This is a genomic window from Ruegeria lacuscaerulensis (assembly GCF_013034685.1).
Lineage (GTDB): Bacteria > Pseudomonadota > Alphaproteobacteria > Rhodobacterales > Rhodobacteraceae > Ruegeria > Ruegeria lacuscaerulensis_B.
The window spans coordinates 774328-787075 of record NZ_WQGO01000001.1 but is presented as its reverse complement, the minus strand read 5'-3'; the positions used below and the strand labels follow the sequence as shown (position 1 = coordinate 787075).

Sequence of the window (12748 nt, the reverse complement as noted above, 5' to 3'; positions counted from 1 at the left end):
CAGAGCCATGCTAGACGCAAGCCCAAACAAGACCGTCACCTTCAACCTGAACGGCGAAGATGTCACCGTGCCCGAAGGCTGGACCATCTGGGAAGCCGCCAAGGGCCAAGGGTTCACCATTCCGCACCTGTGCCACAAGCCGCAGCCAGGCTATCGCCCGGACGGCAACTGCCGCGCCTGTATGGTCGAGGTGGAAGGCGAGCGCACTCTGGTCGCCTCGTGTATTCGTCCTGCGGCGGACGGTATGGTGGTCAAGACTGACAGTGACCGCGCCGAGAAATCACGCGCCATGGTCATGGAACTGCTGGTCGCTGATCAGCCGGAGGAAGCGCATGACACTTCGAGCCACTTCTGGGATATGGCCAAGCTGAATGATGTCAGCGACAGCCGTTTCCCTGCGAAAGAGGCTGAGAAAATCCCGCTGCTGGATGACAGCCACGTTGCGATGCGCGTCAATCTGGACGCCTGCATCAACTGCAATCTCTGCGTCCGTGCCTGCCGCGAGGTTCAGGTGAATGACGTGATCGGCATGGCCGGTCGTGGCCATACTGCGCAGGTGGTGTTCGACCAGAACGACCCGATGGGCGATTCGACCTGTGTAGCCTGTGGTGAATGCGTTCAGGCTTGCCCCACCGGCGCGCTGATGCCTGCCACCGTTCTGGACGATCAGCAGAAGGGCGACAGCAAGGACTATGACAGCGAAACCGAAAGCGTCTGCCCGTTCTGTGGTGTGGGCTGTAAGGTCTCGCTGAAGGTTAAGGACGGCAAGGTCAAATACGTCGAGGGCATCAATGGCCCCGCCAACGAAGGCCGTCTGTGTGTCAAAGGCCGTTTTGGCTTTGATTACATCCACCACCCGCACCGTTTGACCAAGCCGCTGATCCGGCGCGAGGACGCGCCTGCCAAGGGGCTGAATGTCGATCCCGCGAACCTGTCGACCCATTTCCGCGAAGCGACATGGGAAGAGGCGATGGATCTGGCCGCCTCCAAACTGGTGGCCCTGCGCGACGAAGACCCGCGCAGCGTGGCCGGTTTCGGCTCGGCCAAATGCACCAACGAAGAAGCCTATCTATTCCAGAAGTTCATCCGTCAGGGGTTCAAGCATAACAATGTCGACCACTGCACCCGTCTGTGCCACGCGTCGTCTGTTGCGGCGTTGATCGAAAACGTCGGATCAGGCGCTGTGACGGCTGCGTTCAACGACATCAAGGACGCGGACGTGGCGATCATTATCGGGTCGAACCCGATTGAAAACCATCCCGTCGCGGCAACGTATTTCAAACAATTCGCCAAACGCGGCGGCAAGCTGATCGTAATGGATCCGCGTGGCGTCGGCATGCGCAAGTTTGCCGATGAGATGCTGCAATTCCGCCCCGGGGCAGATGTCTCGATGCTCAACGCGATCATGAACGTGATCGTCGAGGAAGAGCTTTACGACAGCCAGTATATCCACCGCTGGACCGAGAACTGGGAATCCGAGAAAGAGCATTTGCGCCAGTTCACGCCCGAAGCGATGGCCCCGATCTGCGGCATCGAACCCGATCAATTGCGCCGCGTTGCGCGCACCTTTGCGCAAGCCAAGGCTGGTCTGATTTTCTGGGGGATGGGCGTCAGTCAGCACATCCATGGCACGGATAATTCGCGCTGCCTGATCTCGCTGGCCCTGATGACCGGCAACGTTGGAAAACCCGGCGCAGGTCTGCACCCGCTGCGCGGTCAGAACAACGTGCAAGGTGCCTCGGACGCGGGTCTGATCCCGATGTTCCTGCCCGACTACCAGACCGTGACTGACGATGGCATTCGCGCCAAGTTCAACGAGGTCTGGAATTCGGACGACTTCTCGAACGAGAAGGGTCTGACGGTGACCGAGATCATCGACCAGGCCTATCAGGGCAACATCAAGGGTATGTACATCATGGGTGAGAACCCGGCCATGTCTGACCCGGATGTGAACCACGCCCGCGATGCGCTGGCCAAGCTAGACCTGATGATCGTGCAGGATATCTTCCTGACCGAGACAGCGAACTATGCCGACATCATCCTGCCTGCCTCGGCGCTGTATGAAAAGAACGGCACCGTGTCGAACACCAACCGTCAGGTGCAGCGGGTGCGCCCCGCCGTGCCGCCTCCGGGTGAGGCGCGCGAGGACTGGGCGATCACCGTCGAACTGGCGCAGCGCATCGGGCTGAACTGGGGCTACACGGACGTGTCTCAGGTGTTTGATGAGATGAAGCTGACAATGGCATCGCTCGATAACATCACTTGGGATCGACTGAAGTCCGAGACGATCACCTATCCGTCTCTGTCGGAAACCGATCCTGGTCAGTCCATCGTGTTTGGTGATGGCTTCCCGCGAACGGACGGTAAGGCCAAGTTCACCCCGGCAAGCGTTATCCCGCCGGCTGAAGCCCCGGATGAGGAATACCCGATGATCGCCACAACGGGCCGTCAGTTGGAGCACTGGCATACCGGGTCGATGACCCGCCGGTCAAACGTTCTGGATGCGGTAGAACCGGAAGCGAACTGTTCGATGAACCCGCGCACGCTCAAGCTGATGAGAATCGAACCGGGCGAGACCATTCGTCTGACCACCCGGCGCGGCTCGATTGATATCATGGTGCGCGCCGACCGTGCGATTGCCGAGGATATGGTGTTCATCCCCTTCGCCTACGTCGAGGCGGCGGCCAACATCCTGACCAACTCGGCTATCGACCCATATGGCAAAATCCCCGAGTTCAAGTTCTCGGCCATCAGGGTAGAAAAGATCGAAGACGCTATCGCGGCGGAATAACCGAACAAAGGCGGCCCTTATGGCCGCCTTTAACTTTTCTTGACAGCAGGGTTCGTGCGTCCAAACATGCCGCCCTGTTGCGAGGATGATGCAGATGACAGAACCGTTAAGCGGGCATGACGGCCCCTATGATGCGCCGGTGGAGATTCGGGGCTTTGAAGTGCTGCCCGAATGGATCGACTATAACGGCCATATGAATGTGGGCTACTACGGCGTTGCGTTCGACATGGCGCTCGAGCGGTTGATGGTGGATCATCTGGGCTTGGGTGAGGTGCAGGTCAACGCGCTGGGGCAGGGACCCTATGTGCTGCAATCGCAGATGTCCTTCCTGCAAGAGGTGCTCGAGGGGCAGCCTTTGACATTTCGTATCCGCATGTTGGATGCCGATCACAAACGCGGGCATTATTTTGCCGAAATGCTGTCAGACGCGGGAGAGGTTTGCGCCACGCAAGAGGCGTTGTTCATGAATGTCAGCCACACCACCGGTCGGTCTGAGGCGTATCCAGAGTGGGCCGCCGCCCGGTTGGCCCAAATGGTGCGCGACCACGCGGGGCTTACGCCTGCGCCGCAGGTCGGTCAGCCGATTGGTATCCGCCGTCAGTAGTCGCGTTGAAAGAACATGCCGATCCCTGTCTCACCCTGTCCGTCGACAGTGCCGCGCACGGTGAAGTTATCCGTCACGTCCAGGTTCAGGTTCACCTCGGTGTCACCTTCGGTGTTCACGGTGAAATCGGTATAGAGGTTGTCGCTCAGATACGCGCCTGCGCCCAGGCGTCCAGCGCCGCCCTCGGTGGCGCCGATATCAACTGTATCAACTCCGGTGCTGTCGCGCAGGCCTTTGGTCGCGTCCCCGCCCGCCCCGCTGAGCTGCGCCAATGACGCGGCCATCTGGGCGATGACAAAGGGCGACAATTCCGAGAACCGGTTGCCGAACAGCAGGATCGCCAACGCCTCTTCTGCAGGGCGCTCTGGGTCTGAGAATACATTGACCTCGGGCGCATCCAGCGGGCCTGCGATCTCAATCGTCGCGGTGCCCTCTGACGTGCTGGTCGAGGATGCGAACTCGATATAGGGCGTCAGGTCGCCTTGCAGGGTTACGGCCCCCTTGGTCAGGGCCAGACGGCGGCCAAGGATGTCCAAGTTACCTCGGATCAGCTCGATCTGACCGGATGGGACCACGGAACTGGTTGTCCCGCCAATGAACAAACGCCCACCCAGCTCTGCATTTACGCCGCGACCGCGCACGAACACAGCCTTCGGAGCCAGCAGTGAAACATCAAGCGCGATGCGCGAGTCGCTTTGGGTGGCTTCCTCGTCCACGATCAAACCAGCGCGTTCCCGCGTCAGGTAGCTGGCCGGGCTTTCCCCGACATGTTCGATATTCGGGATCGGCGCGGCACCTACGGCGCCGGACGCCGCAGCAAGATTGATATTGGTTTCGCCGAAATTGATCTGGCCTGAAACGGCACTGTTGGCAGCCAGAGCGCCGGTCAGCGCGATCTGACCGTTCAGCGATGTTTCGAATAAGAGCTGATCTGTCAGCACCAGATTGTTCAGCGTCGTCGTCACATTGGCGTTGAAGGGCGGGGTCAGGTCAATCGGTCCGGACACGTTGAAACTGCCACCCGAGCGCGGGCCGCCGGTTATCGCAATGGTTGCCCGGCTTTGCGCTAATGTTACCGTTCCGTCGATCCCGGTGAAGGTCTGTCCTGCGGTTGGCAGCGCCAGCGAGGTGCCGTTGGTGGTGATTGTCCCGCTCAGCGCATCCAGCGCGGGCTTGCCCTTGAGCGCCACGTCAAACTGGGCCGTGCCGTCGATCTTGTTGGGCGAGATGAACAGGTTCGCGATGCCGATATTGACACCGCCCACGGCCTTTAGATCGGCTTCGCCCGAGGTTTCATCAAACGTGCCGGACAAAGTGCTGTTAATTTGTGCCGGACCTTCGGTGTTGGAATCGATGGTCCAGACCCCGTTCTGCCGCTTTGCCGTGCCGCTTGTGGCGACTGAGCCAGGGAACTCTGGCAGGAACCGCTCGATCCGGTTGAACTTGGCGTCAAAGTCAAAATCCGCTGAACCGTCCGCGTCTACCGACCCGATCAATGACGCGTAGGAGCTGTCGGGACCACTCAGGGTTGTCGTACCCTCGACGCCATCCGCGGTGGGTGCGACATTGCCGGTCAATGTTAGCGGCCCTGACAGGATGTTCGTGATCCGCGCTAGGTCATCCAGCTGAACCGAATAATTCAGCCCGCCCGACTGACGCGCCACCTTGCCCGACGCATCGGCCGAGATTGCGGTGCCCTTCAGGCGAAAGGTTCTGACATCCAAGCCTTCGTCGCTGTTTTGGGCGTCCACAGACAGGGTCGTGCGGCCCTGAATTAGGCGGTCCACAAGGTCCATTCCAATCTGGATATTGTCGGCATCCACATCACCTTGCACATCAAAAGCGCGGCTCGATAGGTCGCCGCTGCCCGTCAAATTGGCGTTGACCACACCGGTCAGTTCCCGATCCGCAATGCCCGAGAAAAGCGACAGGTCGGGCACGACCAACTGCACCGTCCCTTCACCCGAAGGCGCGTCCGTTGGGTTGTTGACCGTCGCCTGTACCTGCGCACGCAGCGCTGTGCCGTTCACGGTTGCTTTGCGAATTTCAATCTTGTCGAGCGAACGCGCGCCATCCCACAGAATCGTGGTTTGCCCGGTCAGCAACGGATCGTAATCGGCCAAGCCGGTCTGTAGATCGCGCGCGACGATGTTGAGCGTACCGTCGAATTCCTGTGTTTGCGCGGTGCCCTGGCCCGCGAACTCGGCCCGGACAGAGCCGCCCAGATCATGTTGGGCCAACCCGGAAAAGACCGACAGATCCGGGGCGTTGACTTTTGCCTGCCCGTCAATTGTCAGATTTCCATCTGGTGTCGTGACGTTGCCACTGGCCTCGACCTGCGCGGCGGAACTGTCCAGAGCGAAGGTACGCACCGTGATGCCGTCCGCCCCCCGCTGACCGTCCAGCGTGACGGTGGTGTTGCCGGTGATAATCGGGTCGATATCCTCGCGCCCAGTCGACAGGTCGGCCCCCTCAACGGTCAGTTTGCCGTTAAAGCTGCCATCAAGCGGGGATCCTTTGCCCTCGACCCGCGCCGTGATCTGACCGCCCAGTTCCATCTGCGCCAGATCGGAAAAGCGCGACAGGTCGGTTGCGTTCAACTCGGCCGAGCCATCGATGCTGAGCCCGCTGTTCAGGCCGTTGACCAGCGCATCCAGCGCCAGATCATAGTCCGAGCCGATCAGCTCGAACCCGGACAGGTTCAAGGACTGATCGCTGCCATAGTCGAACTGTCCGTCCAATATGATCCGCTGCCCCAAAGCGGCGTTCAGGGCGGGATCGTTCAGGTCAATGCCGGAAACACTGGCCTGAAGATCGCCGCTGACCGCAAAGCCCTCGTCCTGATCCAGAACGCCCTGAGCGGTAATGCGCGCGTTTTGCAGATTGGCTTGCGGTGCGTTCAGCCCGTTGGCCGTCAGGCTGAGATCCCACAGATTGCCGTTTTTCCGGTCAAACAGCGCCGAAATCTGTGCCGCTTTGATCGACGTATCCCCACCTGCGACGGGTAGGGTCACGGATTGCCCGTCGGGCGGGGTGATCCGCCCTTGCAGGGCCGCCAGTTGCAAGGCGCTGCCTTCGCCCAGTTGCAATTCCCCTTTCAGGCTCAGGGCCTGCGTCGTCAGTTCAAGGTCCGAGACCTCCAGAGCGCCGTCGGGTTTGGTCTGCCCGTCGACGAACAGGCGGGTCTCGGTGCCAAAAAACGGGTCAATCTCGGCGGTCAGAAACGGGGTCAGGTCGCCGCTGAGGTCGGTGGTGAAGGCGATACCCTGATCGGCTTCAGCCGCGCGCAGGCGTACCTGCCCCGAAACGCGCTGCTGGTTATCGCTGCTCAGCCCGATATCGGCAGTAAAATCCGTCAGCGGGCCTGATCCCTTGGCCGTCAACCCAATCGGCGGGCTGTCGGGGATTTTCAGCGCTGTCGATATGAGCCCGCCCGACGCCTCGATCACCTGCAAATCCAGTGTGATCTGGCTCGAGTCGTTCTGGAATCCAGCGGTCAGCTTGATCTCATCCCCGGCGCGATCCAGCCGGGTGATGTCCAGATTGGTGTCCATCGTTCCGTCGGCCAGAGACAGATTTCCAGTGACAGACAGATCGGCCGCCACACCGATCAGAGGCTCGCCCAAGGCCAGCTCATCCACCCGAATCTCGCCGATCTCAATGGAAACCGGCAATTCAGGAAGTTGAAAGGGCTGTGTCTCAGCCGAAGCGGCGGGCTCTTCCGTTGTCGTCGCCCCCGGCGCGCGGGCGATGTCGATTTCCTGCGCCGTCAGTGCATTGACCGAAAACCGTCCCCGGATCAGGGCCAGTCGGTTCCAATCAAGCTGGGCGTCCTTGATGGTCAGCCAGACGCCTTCATCATCGGCGACAGTGATTTCCTCAATCGTGGCACGGGCGCTGAGCGCGCCTTGCAGGCCCTTGACCGTTACGTTCTGATTGTCGCCCGACAATGTGTCCTGCAAGAAGGTCTCGAGCATACTGCCGCCGCCGTCTTCCTGCGCGAATACCGGTGGTGCGGTTGCGATCAGAGTGGCACTGACAATCGTATATGAAGTGCGTCGTATCAAAATGCCTGTCCGATCCCGATATAGAATTGCAGACCATTGCCCGTGTCACCCTGAACCGGCACAGCCAGATCAAGCCGCAACGGGCCAAAGCCGCCCAAATCGTACCTGACCCCCAGACCAGCCCCCGAATGGGAATTCGCCGTGCTGGTCACAAAAACCGTCGTATCGACCGCCCCGTAGTCATAAAACCCGACCAACGAGATAGTATCGGTGATTTTACCACGAACTTCGCCCGAAAGCCCCAAAAACGACTTGCCGCCTGCAACCTCATCTCCGACGGGGATACCAAGGCTTTCAAAGGGCTGCCCGCGAACAGTGCCTGCACCGCCAGAATAGAACAGGAAGTCCGGGGTCACACCGTCCAGCGAGGGGCCGATGACTGAGCCGATTTGCACCCGACCCGCCAGCACGATGCGCCCGTCGGTTCCAAGGCTGGTATAGCTGCGCGCATCCGCGAAGAAGCGGGCACCTGTTTCCGTGCCTGACAGTCCAACAAATGGCATAGCCTGCGCATCCAGATAGAACCCGCGCGTGGCGCTGACCTTGCTGTCGCGTTCATCCCACTCGGCGCGGAACGGAAGGATGAAATACCTGAATTTGCGTCCGTCGCCGAAGGCATCGTCCGCGTTTGACAACTGAAACCCTGCCGAAGCCTCGGCATAAAGCCGGTCCGAGAAGGTCCGGCGCGCACCATATGCCAGCGAGGTGATTGACACACTGTAGTTGTCCGTATTGCGGCGGTCGATCAGGGCATTCCAGAAGGTGCTGTCATCGGGGCCAAGCCGGTCTGGCTGGTCCAGTCGCAAGCCGATCCGGCCATCCAAGTCCTCGGACCCACCGATGTTGCGCAATGCAGCTTCAAAACGCAGACGCTCGGCGCGTTTGAACACGTTGCGGTGTGTCCAGGTGGCGGTCAGGTCGATCCCATCGCGCGAGGCTATTTCGAAACCCAGCGTCAGGCGGCGCTTGGGCAGGTCTTCGAAATAGACGTCGAAATCCAACGTGCCGTCGGCGTTCGGGGTTTCACGCTCCTCGATGGCGACCACATTGAACGTTCCGGTCCTGCGCAATCGGGTGCCGACCTTCTGGATTTCTTCGGGTGAATAGACCTGACCCGAGGGGAAACCCGCGATCTTTTCGATCGAAGAGTGTTTGACGTCAGAATCACCCAGAATGAACATTTCGCCAAATCTCAGGCGCGGACCGGGATCGACGTCGATCTCTGCGTCCAGCCGGGCCTGTGGGTGGCGTGCGATCACTTTTTGTCCGGCGACACCGGCCTTGGCATGACCTACGTTGCGCCAGCCCTGAACACCGGCCGAGGCTGCCCGCTGGATGGCCCCGGTCGAGGCTGGTTTGCCAATCGCAAAATCCTCGGGCAAGACGGTTTCCGGTGCAATCGGTCGCAAGGTCGCCTCGCCAAAACGGTAGGAGGGGCCCGTTGCCACGGTAATCACCGCGCGGTCTATCTTGGCCGGGACGCTGAGCGAGCTGAGCTCTGCTGCTTCCTGACCATCTAGCTTGATGCTGACTTCCGGGCTAAAATAACCCTCATCATACATGATCTGGACGATAGTCCGATAATCAGACAGTGCGGCGGACAGGATTTCCAGCGGAGTATCCAACCCGCGGGATTCTGCGGTGGTAACCGAAGATGTCTCCTCGATCCGGTCCACCAACTCTTGCGGAGCGCCTGGCGCGACCAGCGAGGTTTCCAGAGCGGACAGTCCGGTCGGCATAGCGGCAGCCATGATGCCCAGTACCAAGGTTTTAGAAAAGCGCAGCCTGCTTCCCTGCATCTGTTGGCTCCAACTGCCCAAAATCGAACGCAATATTGCTGCCTTATGAAGGGTGACAGCTCTTTCTGAACAGTTAGATCATCAGTCACGGCGTTGGGAAAGAAATTATCGAATATGTACTGGGAATTGCAGGCGGGTGTGGTGGCCAGGACCCTACGCAATGGTGCTGGAGGACCGTATTGAATGGTAGTGGCGCGTTAAATTGTTGATATTTGGCCGCATTGCGGCAGGTCGCGCAAAAGCGCCAAGTGAATTCAATGCGCGGGTGTTCTTCAGCGTCACGTTGATCTGCGACCCGGAGGGTGCTGTAGCTGGTCCGCGATTTTTAGCTTGCAGCCATTAGCTGCGCGACATCCAGCATCCGGGCGGAAAATCCCCATTCATTATCGTACCAGCCGAATACGCGGATCTGGTGTTCTCCGATTTGACGCGTCTCGGGGCCAGCGATCACCAGAGACTCGGGGCGCGTGCGCAAATCCGATGAGACCAGAGGTTCATCCGTCCAGCCCAGAACCGGCGATTGTGCCACGACCTCTCGCAGCGCTGTTTCGAAAATTTCGGCCGACATACCGCGTTCCAGCGTCACGATCAGATCGACTGCTGACACGCTGGCCGTTGGAACCCGTACCGCTGCGCCCGAGATACGGCCTGCAAGATGGGGCAAAACCTCGTCGATCAGATGCATGGCGCTGGTGGTTGTCGGAACCATCGACAGTGCCCCCGCCCGCGACCGGGTCAGATCACCGCGGGGCGCGTCCACCATGGGCTGGCTGTTGGTATAACAGTGAATGGTGGTCATGTGCCCGGAAACGACGCCGCCGATCTCGTCCAGCACCTTGACCAGAGGCGCCAACCCGTTGGTCGTGCACGAGGCATTCGAAACGATGCGCGCAGACCCAAGCTGATCTTCGTTTGCTCCAAGAACAATCGTAACTTCGGTCGCAGGTGATGGGCCCGAAATCAAGACCTTGCCTGCACCTGCCACCAACCCTTGACCAGCCCCATCCGAAGTTCGGGCAACGCCGGTGCAATCCATCAGAACATCCACACCGGTCAGATCAACGCGTGACAGGTCGGGGCTGTGCGTTACCGGAATCCTGCGCCCGTCCACGACCAAATGGGCGGCGTCCTGTTCTACCTGTCCCGTATACGGACCAAAGGTGCTGTCATATTTGAACAGATAGGCACAGGTCTCCAGCGGTGCGATATCATTGATCAGCACCAGGTCGATACCATTGTCCTGCGGCATGGCCAGCAGCTGCCGCAGGATCGTGCGGCCAATGCGGCCGAATCCGTTGATCGCAAGTTTCATGCGCAAGCTATGGCAGCGCGTTGCGTTGACCTCAATGCCCGTTTTGTGCCGGGTTCAGTTACAGCTAACTTGGGAAAAGAACTGGCCCGAGATGTTCTGATACATGCTGGACACGATAGGTTTGCACCCGGTGGCCTGCTGGATCGCCGCAATGGCCTGTAGCGTGCGCAGTCGCGGCGGCGGGCCAAACGGATTGAGGTTATTGTTGTCCCGCGTCGCACGATATACGACCGGACCATCCGAGACTTGCGTGATCGCCCAGGTACGGCTGAAGACCGAGACGGACTTGGTCTCTTCCTTGGCGACAACAGGGGTTGCGTTAAAAGCCGTCAAGCCGATGACAGCGGCCAGCGCCAACAGGGTTCCACGCAGTACCATTGAACAATCTCCAGTGCTAAAAAACTACGCGTATTTCATCAGATTCAACTCATCCTGTGAAGCCCTGCGCCAAAGAAACCGCTCGGAAACACACTGTTTTTACAGGGTTATGGGCATGCTACGCTACTTGTCCCAGAAGGTCGGGTATCAAAAACGTCCTGAAAAGCTGGAATGTGCGGCTTGCGGGCAGGGAGTGTGAGGGTGATGAGCGCGCAATTCTGGACCTGAGCCAAGCAGCGGCTTTGGAACTTGGGGCGTACCTATTGCGAAGGGTTCCGATGCCTTGGGACGGGGACGGCTGTGTTTGACTGATGGTCGCGGCGGGGGCTTGGACGCAAGGTCAGAGCCTGTATAGTGTTGATTGCAAATTCATTTCGAAAAAGAAGAGGCAGCCATGATGGCCCGGATTATTTCAGCTACGGTTTTGGCGGTGGCGTTGACCGCTGGCTCGTTGAGCTACGCGAAACCATTGTCGCGGATCATCGCAGAAATGGGGCTAAGCCCTGACGATTTCAAAGTCGTCAATGCGACGGCAGACGCGATGCTTGAATCCGGCACGCCGCAAGTAGGGGCCGAACAAAGCTGGAGCAATCCCGAAAGTGGGTCCAAAGGCACAATTCGGGTGCGAGGCGTGCGTGGTAATTGCGTGCAACTGCAACACTTTATCCAGCCCGACGGCACTGATCAAACGCGTGAGGTGGGCACACAGCGTTGCCGCAGCGCGGACGGCAAGTGGATTTTGACCCCTTGAACCGCCATCAATAGCCGCGTGTGCGGTCCACCTCGTGAAGCAGGGGCGATCCTGCATTCAGCCGCCGGTAATTCTCGGCCACGTCAGCCAATGCGTCGCCCAAATGCCAGCCGGAAACATGCGGGGTGATCGTGACACCGGAATGGGACCAGAGCGGGCTGTGCGACGGAAGCGGCTCGGTGCTTGTCACGTCCAGAACCGCGTGAGCCGGGCGGCCCACATCCAGCGCGTCAATCAGGGCCGCCTCGTCGATCAAGTCCCCGCGTCCAGCATTCAATAGCTGGCTACGCGGTTTCATAGTCCCCAGCATGTCGGCATCAAACAGGCCCTTGGTTTCAGGGGTCGAGGGCAAGATCGCGCAGACATGATCACATTGCCCCAGCAGTTCGGGTAGGGTATCGTCGCCGTGCAAACAGGTTACGCCGTCAATTTCCTTGGGCGAGCGGCTCCACCCCAGGACCTGAAAGCCGATTGCGCGCAGCATCAGGGCGCTGCGTGACCCGATATGACCCAGCCCCAGCACGCCGACCGTGGTATTGGGCGAATAGCCGGGCTCTTTTGGCAGCCATTCGGCTCGGGTCTGGGCGGCTTCGTAAAAAGGCATGTGGCGCTGGTGGCGTAGAACATAGGCCACGAACCACTCGGCAATGCCTTGCGCGGGCGCATCCGGTTTCAACCTTGCGACGCGGACGTGGTCTGGCAGATTTGGGTTGCCCACAATCGTTTCAACCCCTGCACCAAGCTTTTGCACCAGTTTAAGGTTGGGCAATTCTTTTAAGCGCGCGTCTCGCAGTCCAGCCACAGCCACCATGGTAATCTGATCCGCATCGCCGATCGTATCGGGCGTCCGCACATCCAGATCAGGGTCCACAGCTCGAATGTCACGGGCGATATCCGCATCACTCATCCAGCCGGTTAACCCGGTTTCGATCAACAGCGCCATATTTGTCTCCACCTACTAATTTGATTGAGTTGACGTTTCGTCACCCAACTGGACATCATGTCGGCAGCTAAGTCATTCTCGGGCCGAAGGTAAAGCCCGTCTG

General features: G+C 59.6%; 8 protein-coding genes. 3 read left to right on the top strand and 5 right to left on the bottom strand.

Features of this window, described 5'->3' with window-relative positions:
• Positions 1–7 precede the first annotated feature (7 nt).
• Both fdhF and GOV80_RS03870 read left to right on the top strand, forming a co-directional pair.
• On the top strand, positions 8–2791 hold the full coding sequence (gene fdhF / locus GOV80_RS03875) for a formate dehydrogenase subunit alpha (protein ID WP_170782908.1): 2784 nt from the start codon (positions 8–10) through the stop codon (positions 2789–2791).
• 94 nt (positions 2792–2885) lie between these two features.
• Positions 2886–3395: a thioesterase family protein gene (locus GOV80_RS03870; RefSeq protein ID WP_237215613.1), complete on the top strand. Its 510-nt coding sequence runs from the start codon at positions 2886–2888 to the stop codon at positions 3393–3395.
• On the opposite strand, the gene GOV80_RS03865 is transcribed toward GOV80_RS03870, so the two are convergent.
• The 4 genes from GOV80_RS03865 to GOV80_RS03850 all read right to left on the bottom strand — a co-directional run bounded on the left by GOV80_RS03865 (position 3389) and on the right by GOV80_RS03850 (position 10951).
• Positions 3389–7462 (bottom strand): translocation/assembly module TamB domain-containing protein, encoded by a 4074-nt coding sequence (locus GOV80_RS03865; RefSeq protein ID WP_237215612.1) that lies wholly within the window; start codon positions 7460–7462, stop codon positions 3389–3391. The genes GOV80_RS03870 and GOV80_RS03865 overlap by 7 nt on opposite strands.
• On the bottom strand, positions 7459–9261 hold the full coding sequence (locus GOV80_RS03860; protein WP_170782906.1) for an autotransporter assembly complex protein TamA: 1803 nt from the start codon (positions 9259–9261) through the stop codon (positions 7459–7461). The genes GOV80_RS03865 and GOV80_RS03860 overlap by 4 nt, the downstream gene beginning before the upstream one ends.
• Before the next feature lie 325 nt (positions 9262–9586).
• Positions 9587–10573 (bottom strand): type I glyceraldehyde-3-phosphate dehydrogenase, encoded by a 987-nt coding sequence (locus GOV80_RS03855; protein WP_170782905.1) that lies wholly within the window; start codon positions 10571–10573, stop codon positions 9587–9589.
• Between the two features lie 54 nt (positions 10574–10627).
• A complete protein-coding gene (locus GOV80_RS03850) occupies positions 10628–10951 on the bottom strand; it encodes a hypothetical protein (protein WP_170782904.1) in 324 nt (107 codons plus the stop codon).
• Positions 10952–11345: 394 nt separating this feature from the next.
• Here GOV80_RS03850 and GOV80_RS03845 point away from each other — a divergent pair, with 394 nt between their 5' ends.
• On the top strand, positions 11346–11702 hold the full coding sequence (locus GOV80_RS03845; protein ID WP_237215611.1) for a hypothetical protein: 357 nt from the start codon (positions 11346–11348) through the stop codon (positions 11700–11702).
• A gap of 7 nt (positions 11703–11709) precedes the next feature.
• On the opposite strand, the gene GOV80_RS03840 is transcribed toward GOV80_RS03845, so the two are convergent.
• The gene (locus GOV80_RS03840; protein WP_170782903.1) at positions 11710–12645 is read right to left on the bottom strand and encodes a 2-hydroxyacid dehydrogenase; all 936 of its coding nucleotides are present in this window, start codon (positions 12643–12645) and stop codon (positions 11710–11712) included.
• Positions 12646–12748 lie beyond the last annotated feature (103 nt).